13 protein-coding genes are annotated in these 18,147 nt (G+C 43.3%); 9 read left to right on the plus strand and 4 right to left on the minus strand.

All coding sequences use genetic code 11. From position 1 onward, the window contains the following. Nucleotides 1-39 precede the first annotated feature (39 nt). The 3 genes from B6K83_RS02895 to B6K83_RS02905 are packed head-to-tail and all read right to left on the minus strand — an operon-like array spanning nucleotide 40 to nucleotide 4,091. The gene (locus B6K83_RS02895; RefSeq protein WP_198951649.1) at nucleotides 40-1,260 is read right to left on the minus strand and encodes a pyridoxal phosphate-dependent aminotransferase; all 1,221 of its coding nucleotides are present in this window, start codon (nucleotides 1,258-1,260) and stop codon (nucleotides 40-42) included. 48 nt (nucleotides 1,261-1,308) lie between these two features. Next, complete coding sequence (locus B6K83_RS02900) at nucleotides 1,309-2,310, minus strand: CobW family GTP-binding protein (protein ID WP_085283029.1); 1,002 nt, start codon at nucleotides 2,308-2,310, stop codon at nucleotides 1,309-1,311. A 2-nt stretch (nucleotides 2,311-2,312) separates the two neighbouring features. Beyond that, entirely contained in the window at nucleotides 2,313-4,091 is a 1,779-nt protein-coding gene (locus tag B6K83_RS02905) for an amidohydrolase (protein WP_085283032.1), read from the minus strand. Between the two features lie 195 nt (nucleotides 4,092-4,286). Here B6K83_RS02905 and B6K83_RS02910 point away from each other — a divergent pair, with 195 nt between their 5' ends. Next, complete coding sequence (locus B6K83_RS02910) at nucleotides 4,287-5,348, plus strand: AraC family transcriptional regulator (RefSeq protein ID WP_085283034.1); 1,062 nt, start codon at nucleotides 4,287-4,289, stop codon at nucleotides 5,346-5,348. 15 nt (nucleotides 5,349-5,363) lie between these two features. Here the strand turns inward: B6K83_RS02910 and B6K83_RS02915 are convergent, their stop codons facing one another. After that, nucleotides 5,364-6,293: a LysR family transcriptional regulator gene (locus tag B6K83_RS02915; RefSeq protein WP_085283036.1), complete on the minus strand. Its 930-nt coding sequence runs from the start codon at nucleotides 6,291-6,293 to the stop codon at nucleotides 5,364-5,366. Nucleotides 6,294-6,403: 110 nt separating this feature from the next. Here B6K83_RS02915 and B6K83_RS02920 point away from each other — a divergent pair, with 110 nt between their 5' ends. From B6K83_RS02920 to B6K83_RS02955, 8 genes are all read left to right on the plus strand, one after another. After that, a complete protein-coding gene (locus tag B6K83_RS02920) occupies nucleotides 6,404-7,876 on the plus strand; it encodes an NAD-dependent succinate-semialdehyde dehydrogenase (protein ID WP_085283038.1) in 1,473 nt (490 codons plus the stop codon). A gap of 62 nt (nucleotides 7,877-7,938) precedes the next feature. Continuing rightward, nucleotides 7,939-9,219: a 4-aminobutyrate--2-oxoglutarate transaminase gene (gene gabT, locus B6K83_RS02925; RefSeq protein WP_085283040.1), complete on the plus strand. Its 1,281-nt coding sequence runs from the start codon at nucleotides 7,939-7,941 to the stop codon at nucleotides 9,217-9,219. A 283-nt stretch (nucleotides 9,220-9,502) separates the two neighbouring features. Beyond that, complete coding sequence (locus B6K83_RS02930; protein ID WP_085283042.1) at nucleotides 9,503-10,846, plus strand: DUF3422 family protein; 1,344 nt, start codon at nucleotides 9,503-9,505, stop codon at nucleotides 10,844-10,846. A gap of 320 nt (nucleotides 10,847-11,166) precedes the next feature. Next, complete coding sequence (locus B6K83_RS02935; protein WP_085283044.1) at nucleotides 11,167-12,570, plus strand: APC family permease; 1,404 nt, start codon at nucleotides 11,167-11,169, stop codon at nucleotides 12,568-12,570. Between the two features lie 133 nt (nucleotides 12,571-12,703). Beyond that, nucleotides 12,704-13,528, plus strand: coding sequence for a helix-turn-helix transcriptional regulator (locus tag B6K83_RS02940; protein ID WP_085283046.1), 825 nt, complete (start codon nucleotides 12,704-12,706; stop codon nucleotides 13,526-13,528). A 177-nt stretch (nucleotides 13,529-13,705) separates the two neighbouring features. Then, a complete protein-coding gene (locus tag B6K83_RS02945) occupies nucleotides 13,706-15,103 on the plus strand; it encodes an NAD(P)/FAD-dependent oxidoreductase (RefSeq protein WP_085283048.1) in 1,398 nt (465 codons plus the stop codon). Nucleotides 15,104-15,306: 203 nt separating this feature from the next. After that, on the plus strand, nucleotides 15,307-16,725 hold the full coding sequence (locus tag B6K83_RS02950) for an aldehyde dehydrogenase family protein (RefSeq protein ID WP_085283050.1): 1,419 nt from the start codon (nucleotides 15,307-15,309) through the stop codon (nucleotides 16,723-16,725). Nucleotides 16,726-17,033: 308 nt separating this feature from the next. Then, nucleotides 17,034-18,119: a polyamine ABC transporter substrate-binding protein gene (locus B6K83_RS02955; RefSeq protein ID WP_085283052.1), complete on the plus strand. Its 1,086-nt coding sequence runs from the start codon at nucleotides 17,034-17,036 to the stop codon at nucleotides 18,117-18,119. Nucleotides 18,120-18,147 lie beyond the last annotated feature (28 nt).

Raw genomic sequence — 18,147 nt, forward strand, 5'->3', positions numbered from 1 at the left:
ATTGGCAGCTAACACAGAGGTTAGCTACCGTTTTAGGCACTAGGCTAAACGTGCTTGTTCACTTGCAACATACTCCATACAAGCGGCAATACGCTGACTTGCGGTTACTAAAATATCTTCCGATACTGACAGACTTATGCGCACAAAGCCTTCAATGGAAGGTCCAAACGCGCCGCAAGGCAGTGTTGCAACATCAAACTTGTCGAGTAAAGTGGAGGCAAACGCCTGGCTTGATAGCCCGGTACTGCGAATATCGACCATTAAAAACATCCCAGCTTCGGGTAAGTGACAATGTAAGCCGTCAATATCTTTTAAGCGCGCATACAGCACATCACGTCGACGTTGGTAGGTATCTTTCATGATCGCAAGTTCAGGTAGATCTTTGGTTAACGCCACTTTTGCCGCTTCTTGAATAAAAGCCGGGTTACCAAATAACATACATAAGGCTAAGTTACCTAAATGTATCGCAAGCTCTGGAGGGCATACCGCCCAGCCTACGCGCCAACCGGTCATGGCATGAGATTTTGATAAACTGTTAATGGTGATGGTTCGCTCAGCCATACCAGGTAGCACACATGGGCTAAAATGTTCTTTTTCAAAGGTCAGTGTCGAGTAAACCTCGTCTGAGATTAACCATAAATTATGTTGCTGACAAAGTTGTGCAACCGCTTCCATGGTTTCGCGTGGAAAAATTGCGCCACTTGGGTTGTTGGGGCTATTTAATAAAATAGCACTGGTTTTATCGGTAATGGCCGCAGCAATATCTGCTGGCATGACTTGAAAGTTATTGTCAGGGCGAATAGGAATACGAACAATTTTTGCACCGGTAGAGTTAAACACCGCTTCATAGGTAGTGTACATTGGCTCTGGAATAATAATTTCTGAGCCTGGCTCTAATAAACACTGCGCGGCGGCATAAAGTACACATTGGGCGCCGTTCATGACCACCACTTGTTCATTGTTGACTTGCAAACCGGTTGTTTCTGTATGCCAATTGGCGATGATGGTTCTTAATTCTTCATCACCGCTAACATCCGGATAATGCGTTGCCCCGGCTTGTAGTGCAGAGTATGCCGCCTCGATAATTGGGCTTGGGGTGTCAAAATCAGGATCGCCCAAAGCTAATACAATCACATCGTCACCGGCTTTTTGGCGGGCTAAGCCACGATAAAGGATGTCCCAGGCCTCAACAGAGTCGCCGCCAATGCGCTGGGTAAAGCTGGAGTATTTCACGGCAGGGTTTTGGGTTGTTTGTGTCATTATATTTACTCTTTCTCTAGGTATTAATAGGCAAGCTAGGTAGCAATACTAAGCTTGCAATCTGGTTGCAGCATCGGCAGCGGTTGAAGCAAGCTGCAGCTGAATATGTTCATTGTCTATCGCTTCGCTGGCAATAAACACGAGTTGGCTGCTTTTAGAGGTTTGCCATTTTTCTTGTTTTTCTATTGTTAATCGAGAACCGACTTTATGCACTAAACAGCGCTGCTCTGGCACTTCGGTTAAATCGACAATCCCTTTTACGCGGTATATATTGCCGGGTAAACTGGTAAGCACTTGCCTTAGCTTACTCAGCTTAAGTGGCTGATCATGTTGCCAACTCATGGTGGAAAATTGTTGGCTATGTGCGTCAGCATTATCCACTGTGTGATGGCACTGGGCAGTACATTGATGTGCGTGCACAGCAGTACTAGGCACAGCTGAGCTGGCACTAATATCCAGTAATAGCTCAAGCGGTACATTGGCATACTGAGTTTGATAAACACTGGCATTAGGAAATAACCATTGCGCTTTAATTTGCTGCAATTGTTGTTGGTTGACTAGGTCAGTTTTATTGATCACCACGATATCAGCGGCACTCAATTGGTCCATGGCCAAGCGCTTCATGGTGCCTTCAAGTTGGTTAAATTGTTCAGCATCTAGCATGCTGATCACCGCATCTACGCTGAGTTGATTTTTAAATTCAGGATAACGTAGGGTGTTAACCACTTTGGACGGCTCAGAAACACCACTGGTTTCGATCAATATTACATCAGGGCGACCTGAGCGCATTTGCAGCAGTTTACGCAACTGTTCAATTAAATCACTTTCTACCGTGCAGCAAATACAGCCATTTTCTAGGTTGATCATATTTTGCTCAGCACTCACCACAAGCTGGCTGTCAATATTCAACTCGCCAAAGTCATTGACCATAACAGCAATTTTTAAGCCTTTATTGGCGTAAATATCGCTATTTAAAATGCGGTTAAGCAAGGTGGTTTTACCTGCGCCTAAAAAGCCAGAGACTATGGTGACTGGGATTGGTGTTGACATTTTTAGCCCTCCATTCTCGGGTAAAAGTTTTGTACATTGTTTGGATTTAATGGCGCTTTTAGTTTGCTTTGCGCTAGCTCACCGTTTCTGTCCCAAACCACTTGACCAGCCATGACGGTTAAATCGACCTGGGTATTGTGGACATTGCCTTGTAACTCTAGTTCAAATAGGTTGCGATCTAGCGTGATCATGTCAGCAGATTTACCCACTTCGATACTGCCGGCGCTGTCTTCCATGCTCATGCAATGGGCGCCATTAATGGTCATCACTCGGATCGCTTCTTCTAACGTGATCGGTTGGCCATGGAAGGTTTCGTCATTATCAAACCACGGGTTTTTCCGCGTCATCATGGCTTCAAAGCCTATCCAGCAATTGATGTTGGATACCGGCCAATCTGTGCCCATGACCGCAATGCCGCCATGGTCGATAACACCACGAAAGTTGTACATACGATCAAAGCGCTCTTCACCTAATACTTCGCGACCACGGGCGTAAGGCTCTGGCAACCAACCAACCGGTGAAAATTCAGCAACGACATTTAACTCGGCAAATCGCGGTAGGTTTTCATCAAGCAATACGGTGGCATGAGCACATTGGTGGCGCACGCCATTGGGGCCATTACGTTTACGGGCGACAGCGATGGCATCAAGAAACATATCTGAAGCGCCATCACCCACACAATGCGCAATAACACGAATACCACGGCGATCCATATCTACTACCATATCGGTAATATGCTCAGGGGTTAAGTTTAAGCCACCGCGCCAGTCATCTGTGCCAGTCCAAGGTGTGGCAAGGTATGAGGAGAATGATCCGTGCGTACCATCAAAGTGAAATTTCACGGCGTTAGCGTTAAGTTTTGCACTACGGTAATAGTGTCGTGCCCCCGCTAATAGCTCCCAGCGACGGCGCACCGGAAAAATATCGTCTTGCCAGCTAATCGCAGCCTCAACGCGTAAAGTCATATCGCCAGCATCATCTATCGCTTTTAAGGCATCAAGACGGTGTTCACAAACATGCACATATTTAGTCGCGACTACACCACGACTAGTTTGGTAATGCATGCCTTCACGATAGGCACGTTGCAAAGCATGAGCTGGTGTTGGTGGCATCGCGGTATGTATTAAGGCATAAGCGCCATCCACTAAAATACCCGTTGGCTCGCCGGTAATGCTGTCTCTTTCAATATAGCCGTTACGCGGGTCTGGGGTATTGGCATCGATACCCGCCAATTCAAGGGCTTTACTGTTGACTAAAATACAACCCCAAGAGCGATCATGAATCGCCACAGGGCGGTCACTGATAATACTATCTAACCACTCGCGCGTTGCGGCTATGCCTTCACGCTTAAATTGAAAGTGCACAAAATATTGACCAAAAATCCACTCGCGCTCAGGGTTATCGTCGCCATAGCGTAAAATAGCCTGCTTCACTTGTTCCGGTGTTGGATCTTCAAAGCCAACGTCTAAGTAGCCAGCATAGCCAGGCGCTAAGGTTAAATCAGGATGAGTGTGCATATCATACAAGCCGGGCATACAAAAGCGGCCGTTAAGGTCAACAATTTGGGTATGATCGTCAATCACGTCTTGCATATCGGCAAACTGTCCGACAGCGATAAAAATGCCATCTTTAATGGCGACCGCTTCAGCCCATACCTGATCGGGGTTTACGGTGTAAATACGCGCATTTTTAAAAACAATATCTGCTTGACCTGCACCATGACCGGCATGGCTGCTGATGTAGTTCTTTCCTTTTGGCAGTGCCGTATTCGCTATACTCATTGCTTACTTCTCTTTTGATTCTGGACGAATTTGTTACGCAGGCCACTCGGCCACATAACACTTTATAACAATTTTTAACATTTTATCGTTAGAGCTTAGCAAGAGCATTGGCATATTAAACTATCATTAGTTGACAAATCACTATCATATTATGACAATCGAAGCGGTGTGATGTTAACTTAAAATGGAAATGATATGTTTATTCAAGAAGCGCATCAGCAAACCAACCACCTAGCCCGAAAATTATTTTCTCACTTTTACGCACTCGTTAAGGCAGAAGGGCTTAGCGATACGCTTGATATAGAAGCGTGTGTGGCACAAGTAGGGGGGGGGATTAACCCTGCCGATGTTGATCAAAGCTTGATCACATTAAATCAGTATTATCAATTACTTGAACTGTCAGCACCGACCTTAGCGGATACGGATTTTTATTTGAAGTTAGGGCAACTATTTGATGTCAGTGATGCTGGGGTATTAGGCTATGCCTCATTGAGTGTTGAAAACCTGCGCCAATCGTGGAAAATTACTTCCAGCAATTATTCGTTATTTCCACATCCATTAACCGCTGAACAAAGCAGCAACAACAATTATGTTACTTTTCAGTTACAAAAAAGTGCAAGACCCAGTGTTTACGCCATTTACTTGCAAGAAGAATGGCTAAGCTCCACATGGAAGTGGATGCGACTGCGTTTACCTCAATTAATTGATGTCGAAGCGTTAACGATTAAGTTGGCTTATCCGGCACCAAGTTATGCGCCTTATTATAACGAGATTTTTCCGGGCAAAGTGTTATTTGCACAACAAGAAACGGAAATGATTTTTCCTGAAGCTTGGTATGATATGCGCTTTACTACCGCCAACCAAGCCACTGCCGACTTGTGCCAGCAACAATGCTCGTTGATTTTAGCTCAGCTCGATAAACAAAGTGATTTAGTTGATCAAGTCAGGCGCTTATTGTTGTTAACGCCCCAGCGAGAGTTCCCGAGCTTAGAAAACATAGCACAACAATTACAGCTACCCGTACATACCTTTCATCGAGAGTTAAAAAAGTCTAACTTAAGCTATCGCCATATTGTTAATGAAGTGCGCATGGAATTAGCGAAAGATTACTTAGATAAAACCAAAATACCACTACAAGAAATCAGTTATATTCTTGGCTACGAGCACGCCGCCAATTTTTATCGAGCCTTTAAAAATTGGCACGGTTATACGCCAACTGATTATCGGCAGCAAAAACATCAAGTGTTGACATTATAGCAGCGTGTGCTCTTGCTATAGCGATAAGGAAAACGCGCTAGCAAAGGCGTTGCGCAATAACTCCACTTTATTGGACTCTCTGGGGTTTTTCTTGTTCACTAAAGATAAATTAAATTGGTAAGTGCGGCTACTGGGATGAATAAGTCGTACTTCACCCTTATTCAGCTCTTGCTGAATGTAACTTTGTGGTAAATAGCCTATGTAGCGACCAGATAAGATCATGGCTTTGCGGGTGTCAAATTGATAGGCCCGAGCCGATAAGTTTAATTGTTGTAATTGTTGACGACCATCGGGGTCAATATCAATACCCGGATGGATGGCGGCGGCAGTTGCTAGGTCATGATCGTTTATTTGGCTATCGACCCGATCAAAAAACGGGTGTTTTTTGGCACAACAAAGAAAAATAGGTTCGCTGGAAAGTGGCACATAATTTAAACCTTCAACCTGTTGGTAGCCTGGAAAAATCGCAATATGGGCTTTATCTTTTAATAACATTTTTTCGATATTTTCAATCGAGTCGCCATCTAAAACAATATGCAAATTGGGTGAGCTCGTTGCGACGTTTTCAATCACTTGTGCTAACTTGCTTTGCTTAACTTTATCTAATTGATCAGCACATAAAATCACCAACTCACCACTTAATTCTTTACCTAATGATGCGACGAGCAGTGAAAAGTCGTTTAATGAATCAAATAAGCTAATAACTGCCCGGTACACTAATTGACCATCTTCAGTTAGTGAAAACCCGCCACGACCGCGTAAACAAAGCTTGAGTTTCATGCGGGTTTCTAGGTTTGACATATGAACACTGATGGTAGAGCGGGTAATGCCTAGCGCCTTTTCTGCGGCAGCAAAACCGCCGTGTTCAACCACAGAGGTAAATATCCGTAACAGGCGTAAATCATATTCTGTTATCGGTTTGGGGATAATGGAGGGTATTGGCATATGCTACTCTATTAGTTTGGTATATATAAAACTTAAGGTTGAATGTTTTGTATTTAATCTGAGTTTGAATTGATATTCAATAGTTAAAACACATTGCAACGGAGCGAAAGATGCAAAATCCCAAAGATCTTGGTTTAAAAGACAGTAGCTTAGTTAAAAACTTTTCTTATATTAATGGTAGCTGGCATAGCAGTGATGCGCAGCTTACCGTCACGAACCCAGCAGATAACAGCGACGTTGCAACCATCAGTAATGCCGGTGTCGCTGAAACCGAATTAGCGGTAAAAGCGGCGAAAGACACATTAAAAATGTGGTCAGCAAAGTCAGCCAATGAACGCGCTACCTTAATGCGTAACTGGTTTAATTTGATGATGGAAAACCAAGACGATTTGGCGCGCATTTTAACCATGGAGCAAGGCAAACCCCTGGCTGAAGCAAAAGGTGAAATCGCATACGGTGCTGCATTTTTAGAGTGGTTTGCTGAAGAAGGCAAGCGTGTTTATGGCGACACTATTCCCGGCCCTTCAGGGGATAAAAGAATTGTGGTGATTAAACAGCCTGTCGGCGTTGTTGCCTCCATCACGCCATGGAACTTTCCAAATGCTATGATCGCCAGAAAAGCGGCGGCAGCACTGGCAGCAGGTTGTACTTTTGTCGTTCGTCCAGCGACGCAAACGCCATTATCAGCGTTAGCCATGGCTGAACTTGCTGAGCGTGCCGGTATTCCAGCGGGTGTATTTAACGTGGTTGTTGGTGATGATGCTCGTGGTATGGGTAAAGTGTTAACCCAGCATCCGGATGTTGCCAAGTTTACATTTACGGGCTCGACACCCGTTGGCAAAAGCTTAATCGCGCAATGTGCAACAACGGTGAAAAAAGTATCGATGGAATTAGGCGGCAACGCACCTTTTATCGTTTTTAACGATGCCGATATTGATGCGGCGGTACAAGGTGCCTTAGTATCAAAATACCGCAACGCGGGACAAACCTGTGTTTGTACTAACCGTATATTGGTGCAAAGCGGTGTCCATGAAGAGTTTACGAAAAAATTCTCCGCCGCCGTTGCCCAGCTTAACATTGGCAATGGTTTACATGACGGCATCAACATTGGACCTATGATATCTAATACTGCTGTCAATGATGTTGCAACCTTGGTGGCTGACTCAGTTGCCGCAGGTGCAAAAATTGTCATGGGTGGACAACAAGGCGATGCTGGTGAAAACTTTTATCAGCCGACAATCTTGAGTCATGTCACTAACGATATGGCCATCGCACAAAATGAAATTTTTGGTCCTGTTAGCCCGATTTTAACCTTTGAAACTGAAGCTGAAGCGATTGCCATTGCCAACGATACTGAGTTTGGTTTAGCCGCTTACTTTTATGCCCGCGACATTGGCACTATTTGGCGTGTAGCAGAAGCGCTTGAGTACGGCATGGTCGGTATCAATGAAGGCATTATTTCCAATGCTGCCGCACCGTTTGGTGGTATTAAACAATCGGGTAGTGGCCGTGAAGGCTCGAAATACGGCTTAGATGACTTCTTAGAAATTAAATATTTATGTATGGGCGGTTTAGATAAATAATCGCATGTTAATTATTGTCTGTGCTAGTTCAAATAGCACATTCACAGCATTAGGTAAGTACTATGAACAATGAAAATTTACAGGCTAGAAAAAGTCAGGTTATCGCTCGAGGACAAGGAAATGTGTATCCGGTTTATGTTGAGCGTGCAAAAAACGCTGAGCTATGGGACGTAGAAGGTAACCGTTTTATCGATTTTGGTGCCGGTATTGCGGTAACTAACACCGGCCACAGCCATCCAAAAGTTATTGATGCAGTAAAAGCGCAGGTTGATAAATTCAGTCATACCTGTGTCATGGTAAACCCTTACGAGGTAGGGGTTGAGTTAGCAGAAAAGTTGACGGCTATTGCACCTGGACCATCAGCTAAAAAAGCCATATTTGTCTCAACTGGCGCTGAAGCGGTGGAAAACTGTGTCAAGATTGCTCGTGCTCATACCGGTCGCCGTGGCGTAATTGCGTTTAACGGTGGTTTCCATGGTCGTACTAATTTAACCATGGCATTAACCGGTAAAATTTCACCGTATAAAAATTTATTTGGTCCATTTCCTGGTGATATTTTTCATGCGCCGTATCCAATGGCTTGTCATGACGTTGCTGTTAAAGATGCACTAAAAGCGTTAGAAAACTTATTTAAAGTAGATATTGCGCCAAGTGATGTTGCCGCGATTATTATTGAGCCGGTACAAGGTGAAGGGGGCTTTTATGCCGCACCGACCGAGTTCTTAGTGGCATTGCGTGATATTTGTGATCAACACGGTATTGTTTTAATTGCCGATGAAATTCAAACCGGTTTTGGTCGTACTGGCAAAATGTTTAATATTGAGTATTCAGGTGTTGAACCAGATCTAATGACGATGGCGAAAGGCATTGCCGGTGGCTTCCCTATTGCCGCTGTGGTTGGTAAAAGTGAGATCATGGATGCGCCATTACCAGGCGGTTTGGGTGGCACTTATGGTGGCTCTCCAGTAGCCTGTGCCGCCGCCTTAGCCGTGTTAGAAATTATCGAAGAAGAAAACTTAGTGCAACGCGCGAATGAAATAGGTGCACTATTTAACGAAAAATTATCACAACTACAAAGTGAGCATCCAGAGCTAATTATAGAGGTGCGTAATAAAGGTTCGATGATTGCGATGGAGTTAGTCGAAAATGGCGACGCTGAGCAACCTAATACCGCGTTAACACAAGCGATTATTGCTAACGCTGCCAAGTACGGATTAGTGTTACTCGCCTGTGGATTTTACGGCAATGTGATTCGATTTTTACCCGCGTTGACCATCAGTGACGAGGTTGCGACTGAAGGTTTAACAAAGTTTGCCGAGCTTTTTAAATCATTAGCTAACTAAAGGCTTTGGGCTAGCAGTGATGTTTTAGCCCACTAATAAGCAAGTTTCCTTAGCTTGATCTGCATTAATTACATCCCCCTTTTTGGAATTATTCCATTGGCAGATCGAGCTTTTTTTATTTCAATAGCCTGCAGTATGATTGCTGTCTTTTGTAGGCGATTAGCCGCTCATGATCGATAGATTAGAAAACGGTATGCCTATGAGGCTAGCTTGTTAGCGAGATGCCAGTACCGTTTAGGAAATCGGCACCAGACAAGGAATAGCATAGTTTTGGAGGGATTTAGTGCGCAGCGAAAATGAAACATTAGCCATGTTGATGAACCATCAGCACTATAGTCAGTTAGCCAAGCATAGTTATTTTCAACAATCTTATACCGACTTACATGCGCGGCCATTTCCGGTAGCTAAAGCGCCATTACGCGTGTCGCAATTGTGTTTTCTACACGATAAAGCTCAACCAGAAGCCACAAGCAGGGCTGAGGAGTTAGCGCATTTAACAGCGCTAAGTTCTCGCTACAGTGTTAATCCGCCTTTGGCAGGCGCTTCGTGCTTTTATCAGTGTATCGGCGAGTATGAAATTCGCTGGGAGCGTCATACCGAGTTTAGTAGTTATAGCTTTTTAATCCATGAGCGCGGGCCAAGCCCGTTTCAATGCCCACCCGTTGCCTTAGTGCCTGTTGATTGGCTTGATAAGATCCCAGGGAAAATTATTGCAGCAGTTCACATTGATGCGCTAGATGCCAAAGATATTAGCCTTGAGCGTGATAGCCTGCGCCAGTACTTTGAAGGGCAACGTTTAATTGGTGCAGAAATTGTCTCAGCGCAAGCAACTATACTAACAGCCTTACGCCTACATAAGGATAATTTTAACCGTATTTTGCTTGTTAACTCTAGTTTAAATGAGTGTCAAAGTGGTCGTGTGTTGCGGGCGCTGTTAGAGATTGAAGCCTATCGTAATATGACACTATTAGCATTTCCGTTAGCACAGCAAGTGAGCAGCCGTGTCAGTGCCATGGAGTCAGCGCTGGCTAATATTCTTAACCAACAAAATCATGGTCAAGTTGCAAGTGACGAAAAAGCCCGATTGGCACAATTATCTAAAATAGCTGCTGATGTTGCCGAGCTAATTGCAAGTTCACGCTACCGCTTTGATGCCGGCTGTGCTTATTACCAAATGGTTCAAAGTCGATTTGCGGAGTTACAAGAGCAAGAAATCGCTGAACTACAAACTCTTAATGCCTTTATTGATCGACGACTTTCTCCCGCATATCGTACCGTATTAGCAGCGAAACGTCGTTTAGATGATTTATCTAGCCGAGTCGATCGCGCCAGTGATTTTATTCGCACTCGCATTGATATGGCGATTGAAGCGCAAAACCAAGCCTTGCTGCAATCGATGGATCGTCGGGCGCAAATGCAATTTAATCTGCAACAAACCGTTGAAGGGGTTTCTGTGGTGGTGATGACGTTTTATGTTTTAGCGCTGGCTGACTATGTGCTAACCGCACTAGATGACATGGTTTTGCCACTGCACAAGTCACTTATTTTAGCTGGTATGTTGCCGCTAGTCTTGCTCAGCATTTGGTTACTTAGTCGCGGGGTAAAAAAACAAATTAATGGTGGTTAATGCCTATGGTGATATCGATTAACACATAAAAGCTGTGCTGATTGAGGGGTCGAGTCATGTCAATTACATGGGCCTAGATAGTAAAAATAAATAATAAATAGTGACCTTGGTCACAATAAAGAATGTTTAAAAAATAAGTAAAGCAAGTTGTTTATCAAAGACTTAGCAAACAAAAAAATATCAATACTGCAGCAGCTGAGGTGTAAGCGGAAACCGTTAACATGATTGGTGCAAACTGACACCATAGGCCGGGTAATCATAAAGTCTAACGCAGCAGTAACTAACAATAATTATAATTTTAACTTTAGCGTGAGGAACGTATGAACACACAACATGTACACGAGAAAACACTAGGGAAACGGGACATTTTTTTGTTCTGTGTCTCGGCGGTTCTATTATTAGATACTCTGGCTGCGGGTGCGGTAATGGGGCCTACGGTCATCTTTTGGTGGCTATTATTAACCGTCGTTTTTTTGATCCCCTTTGGTGCTATTAGTACAGAACTAGGCTCAGTGTATCCAGAGCAAGGTGGCATTTATGCCTGGGTTAAACGTGCCTACGGGCAAAAAATGGCGTCACGCATTAGTTGGTATTATTGGGCTAACGTTGCGGTGTGGATACCGGCGATATTTATTTTATTTGCTGGTATATTTTCTCAAATATTTTTCCCTGAAATGTCGTTAAGTGCGCAAATAGCGCTGGGTTTAGTGTTAATTTGGGTGGTAGTTTTTGTTAATGTTGTGGCGCTAAACGTCGGTAAGTGGATCCCGAATGTGGGCGCGATTTTAAAAATATTAATTTTTGCAGTGCTGATCATTGGTGGCATAACTTACGGCTTAGAGCATGGTATTGCCAATGAGTTTACTTTAGCCACTATGATACCTACCACGGAAAATGGTGGCTTAAGTCTGCAGTATTTACCCGCTGTCGTTTATGGCATGTTAGGTTTTGAATTAGCCAGCGCCAGTAGTGCCGAAATGAAAAACCCACGCAAAGACCTACCTAAAGCGGTTTTTTCTTCAATCGTTGTGGTGGTCGGGGCTTATATTCTCGCCAGCATCGCTATTTTAATTGCGCAACCAGCGGAAAAAATTGACGTGGTTGATGGCTTAATGGATACCTTGGGTCAGTTTTTTGGCGGGAGTGCGCTTGGTGATGCTTTTGTGGTATTTCTCGGTATTGGTGCACTGTATACGTTTTTCTCTAATGGCGCTACCTGGGCTATGGGTGCTAACCGCGCAGCTGCTGAAGCTGCTATTGATAAAGAGCTACCGTCGTGGTTTGCGATAGAGTCAAAACATGGTACGCCGGTAGGGGCTGCGGTTTTATTAGGAGTTTCAGCGTCAATCTTATTATTGCTTTATGGTTTTATGGCCGGCAATAATGAAGATTTATTTTGGTCACTATTTGCCTTTAGTGGCGTGATTTTTATGTTGCCTTATGTTGCAGTTTGCACCGCGTTTGTAAAAATTCGTCAGGCGCATATTGGTATTAACGGTCGCATTGCGCCCGATGGACATTTTAGGTTTCCTGGCAGTCCGACCTTGGTGAAATTTATTGCCTATTTTTGTGCGGCAATTTTATTGGTAACCATTACGCTGTTTATTTATGTGCCCGGTCAAGGTATGGTTTGGGAAGTGTTGTGGGGAGCCTTGTCAGTGATCGTCATTGGTGAAGTTGTTACATATCGTGGCGCTAAAAAGTTGCAACAAGCAACCGTTTAAGTAAACAACTTTAAGTAAGCAATATGGATAGTAAGTTAAGACAGCGGCTTTACAAGTCGCTGTTTTTTTGTTGAAAGGGGTTGAATATTAATCCCTAGTATTAGATGACATAAGTGTGAGGAGCAATCACAATATGCAATTAGACCAATACAGTAATGCTTTAATTACCTTGACCCAAAGTGTCGGTACTGCCGCCTATTATCAAAACCTGAAAAACTTTCTGGCGACGATCATTACGTTTGATGAATTATTAATTTTACAGTTTAATCGTGCGGCCAACACGCGATTGCTTTATCGTTATGCAACTGATGGTAATGAGGACAGTTTGTCTGGTGAAGAGTCATGGAAGTATTTAACACGGCTTTATGTTCTTGACCCTTTTTATCGATTATTTGCTGATAAAAACCGTTCTGGTTTTTTTCAGCTAAGTGAAATTGCACCTGATGAATTTGCCACTAGTTATAGCCACTACTTTAATTTTTTAAATGTTGTGGACGAACTTGGCTATCTATTTCCTACCGATAATGACCGTTGTTTTCATATCGACATTAGCCGGTTTGGCGACGCTCAACCATTTAGCGCAGCAGATAAAGCGTTATTGTCGCAGCTATATCAACCACTGCAAAACTTGTCTAGCATGCATCTGACTAAATTAGATGATACCGGCATTAACAATGACTCAAATGTAGAAAATGTGCTCGTCAATTTTGGTCGAGAAATTTTAACTAAGAAAGAGTATCAAGTATGCCAATTGTTACTGCAAGGACACTCTACCAAAGCCATTGCCGCTATTATGGCAATTGGTTATGAAACGGTGAAAATGCACAAAAAAAATATTTACGGCAAAACCTTCTTATCAAGCCAGTCAGAGTTGCTAGCCTTGTTTATTGATATTTTACAACAAGAGCCGTTAGCCAATGATGTTGATCATTTGCTAATTTATGTTAGTGATCAATAACCGCGTTGATACGCGTTTTCGTGTTTACGAGAAAGTTGCAGGTGCCATTTAGTAAGAGTTACCTTTTAGGGGGTAGCGCAAAAATTTCAGCCGTTTAAGTTAGTACTAACCGCAGGATAAGTCATTAATTAGCGCTTATTGTCGTGCGTAGAGTGATATCTAGTAGGAGTTAGTACTGTGCAAGAGCAAGCAAAACAAGCGTTAGAAGCAACCCAATTTAGCCCATTTTGGTTAGATCATCCTGACTGTCCCGCTGCAGAGCCACCACTGATGACCCATATCAGTACCGACTTGCTGATTGTCGGTAGTGGCTTCACCGGTTTGTGGGCAGCACTGCAAGCCAAAGAGCAAAATCCTGAGCGTGATGTGGTTGTAATTGAAGCCAACACCGCTGCGATCGGTGCGTCCGGCAGACCAGGTGCTATTTTGTCAACTTCTTTAATGCATGGCATGGCAAACTCCAATCGACTGTTTGCAGATGAAATGCCAGCATTGGAACGCCTTGGTAAAGAAAACATTGACCAATTTCGTGCCACCATTGAAAAGTATAATATCGACTGTGATCTTGAGTGGACAGGGGAGTTAACTGTCGCGGTAGGCAAGCATGGCTTGCAAGACATTAATAGTGAGCATGCGCTGTATGTTAAGTTTGGCCACGATGCGCATTTGCTCAATAAAGCAGAGGTTCAACAAGAAATTAACTCGCCATTATTTGCAGGTGGGCTGTGGTCTAAAAAGCGCTCAGGTACTGTGCACCCAGCAAAACTTGCTTGGGGCTTAAAACGTGCGGCGAAAAGTCTTGGGGTGATTTTTTATGATCATACGCCGATGCTCAGCAGTAAAAGCAAAGGTAAGCAAGTCTTAATGAAAACTCCCAAGGGCGATATTAGCGCCAGCAAAGTGATACTAGCGACTAACGCCTTTACTCAGCATAAAAAGAAAATCAGCCAACGGGTGGCAGCCATTCGTGATCGAATTGTCATGACTGAACCACTAACGCCCGAGCAAATGTCGGCTTTAGGCTGGAAAAATCGTCAAGGGATTTACGATACCCGAACCCAATTAAATTACATGCGCTTAACAAAAGATAATCGGGTGCTATTTGGGGGTCGTTTAGGTTACTTTTATGATAACAATACTGATCCCGCACATGATAAAACGGCCAGCCCCTATATCGCCTTAGTTAATACCTTGTATAAAACCTTGCCCACGCTCAGCGGCATCAAAATCTCGCATGCTTGGAGTGGACCGATTGCATTAACAACGCGTATGGCGGTGCATTATCAATATTTTCATGGCAAAAAAATGGTCTATGCCGGCGGCTACTCGGGTTTTGGTGTCACTGCCAGTCGGTTCGCCGCGCGAGTAGCGTTAGCGATTGTTGATGACAAAGCTATTATGGAGCGGCAATTAAAATTTGCTAAAACCGTACCCGCTTGGATACCACCCGAGCCATTTCGATGGCTTGGTGCAAAAATTACCTTATATGCCTTAGATACCTGTGATGAAAAAGGTGGTTGGCGCATTCTTTGGCTAAACCTAGTCGATAAAATGGGTTTTCCGTTAAAGCCATAATTGAAATTAGCGCTGAACTTAAACATTAATCTGTTATAGCTTGCCAACATTGAGCAAACAAAAAACGAAGCAAGCCAACCTTAAATCTACTTTATTTTGTGGCTTATATTAAAACAAAAGCAATCTATTTGTTGCTATTTTTACTTGTAGTGTTTATTTTATTTTACATAAAGAGATGAGTATTAATTATTAGGTGTGAATTAATGAAGAATTTAAAGAACTTTTATATCAATGGCCAATGGCAAGCGCCAGCTAGCGATAATAATTATGTCGTGGAAAATCCCTCTAACGAACGTCAAATAGGGATTATTACCTTAGGCTCAGCTGCAGATGTTGATAAGGCTGTAGTAGCGGCAAGAGCTGCCTTTACAAATTATGCTTTTACGTCAGTTGATGAACGCGTTGCTTTACTGGAAAAGCTACTTGCTGCCTATATGGATCGGTATGATGAAATGGCTCATGCCATTTCACAAGAAATGGGCGCGCCGATTGACTTTGCTATCTCAGACCAAGCTGATACTGGGCGTGGCCATATTAAAACGGCTTTAGAGGCATTAAAAAGCTTTGAATTTGAACATCAATCAGGCAATGCCACAATCAGCCATGAGCCGATTGGTGTTTGTGGTTTTATTACCCCGTGGAATTGGCCGGTTAACCAAATCGCCTGTAAAGTTGCACCAGCACTCGCAACAGGCTGTACTATGATATTAAAACCTAGTGAAGTAGCGCCATTATCGGCCCATGTTTTTACAAAAATGGTGGATGACGCCGGTTTCCCAGCGGGTGTTTATAACATGGTTAATGGAGACGGTCCGGGTGTGGGCGCGGCTATTTCGGCTCATAAAGATATTGATATGTTATCTTTTACCGGTTCAACAAGGGCAGGCACATTAATTTCCAAAGCGGCCGCAGAGACAGTTAAACGTGTCGCGTTAGAGCTTGGTGGAAAATCGGCTAACATTGTTTTCGACGATGTGGATTTAGACGCCGTGATCACGCGAAGCGTGCAAGCTTGTATGGAAAATACCGGTCAATCTTGCAATGCACCCACGCGCTTGTTAGTGCAAGCCTCTGTGTATGAAAAAGCCGTGGCGATTGCGGCAAAAGCTGCCAAGGAAACAAAGGTGGGTAGCGCTGATAAATCAGGTGATCATATCGGGCCTTTGGTGAGTAAAGCACACTTTGAAAAAGTACAAACCATGATCGAGCAAGCGATTGATGAAGGCGCTACTTTGGTGGCGGGCGGCACAGGCAAGCCAGCAGGGTTTGAGTTAGGGCATTTTACTAAACCCACAGTTTTTGCCAATGTCGATAACGCGATGACTATCGCGCAAGAAGAAGTTTTTGGGCCTGTTTTAGTGATGATTCCTTTTCAGGATGAGCAAGAGGCGATAGCAATCGCAAACGATTCTCTCTATGGTTTAGCTGCTTATGTCAACAGTCAAGATCAAGACAGAGCCAACCGAGTCGCGAAACGCATAAGAGCTGGTATGGTGCGCATTAATTGGGCGCCACATCACTATACCTCGCCATTTGGTGGTTATAAGCAGTCAGGTAATGGTCGTGAGTGGGGCAAATATGGCTTTGAAGATTTTCTTGAAATCAAAGCGACAAGCCGATAGTCAAGTTTGCTAGCCCAATATAGCGCAGTGTTTTTTTAGAAGATTGCGCTATTGTGCAGATTAATACATTTTTACAATATACCGATAAAAACCCTAAAAATGTGTTAAATAATTTACAAAAAACGCTAAAAGTAGCGTAAAAATTGCTTGAATGTTTTAATTCACTGTGATTACATAGAGATGAAACTAAGTGGAATATTTAACGTTTTTACAGCTTAGGTTGGTTATTTGTTAAGTTGTGTTAAGTAAATTCTCCGTTTTTACAACTATAAAAAATTAAACAAATATGATGGATGGGGAAACGAGTTATGAAAGTGAAGAGTATTACACTAGCGACAGCATTAATGACAACCATGACGGCTTTCGCTGCAGAAAAAGTGGTTAATGTTTACAATTGGTCAGATTATATTGACCCAAAAGCAATTGAAATATTTGAACAACAAACCGGTATTAAAGTTAATTATGACGTTTATGACTCTAATGAAATTTTAGAAGCAAAGTTGATGTCAGGTGGTTCGGGTTATGATGTTGTAGTACCAACAGGCTCGTTTTTAGAGCGCCAAGCGAAAGCCGGAATTTATAGCGCTATTGATAAAAGCCAATTGCCTAATTACGCTAATATTGATAGCGAACTAGCGGCAAAAATGGCATTGCATGATCCCGATAACAAATACGGCGTACCTTATACTTGGGGTACTATAGGTTTAGGTATTAACCAAGATATGGTTAAGCAACGCTTAGGTGATGTGGAACTCAATAGTCTAGATTTGGTGTTTAAGCCTGAAGTGGCGGCTAAGTTAGCAGATTGTGGCATCGGTATGTTAGATTCGCCAGCTGAGGTGATGTCTATTGCACTAAACTATATTGGGTTAGATCCTAACTCAGAAAATGGCAAAGATTTAAAAAATGCGCAAAAAATGATGCAAGAAGTACGTCCTCATTATAAGTACTTTAACTCAGGTCGCTTAATTGCTGATTTAGCGAATGGCGATATTTGTGTTGCTATTGGCTACAATGGCGACATGCTGCAGGCGCAAAGTCGTGCTAATGAAGCAGGGCAAGGCGTCAAAGTGGCATACCACATCCCCAAAGAAGGCACGATTGCTTGGTTCGATATGATGGCAATTCCAGGTGATGCACCTCACAAACAAGAAGCTTATCAATTTATTAACTATATTTTATCTGCAAAAACAGGCGCGAGCATAGCCAATTATGTTTACTACGCTGTTGCTAATACCGCTGCCGATGAGTTCATTCTTGATGAGATCAAATCTAATAGTGGCATTTATCCAAATGCTGCGACAAAAGCAAAACTATTTACTCAGCAGGCGCACACACCGCGCTTTGACCGTAAACTAACTCGTGCTTGGACTACTATCAAAACAGGTAGATAAAAAGTCATAAATAACAGGGCATTTCGGT

This window comes from Colwellia chukchiensis, assembly GCF_002104455.1.
GTDB lineage: Bacteria > Pseudomonadota > Gammaproteobacteria > Enterobacterales > Alteromonadaceae > Cognaticolwellia > Cognaticolwellia chukchiensis.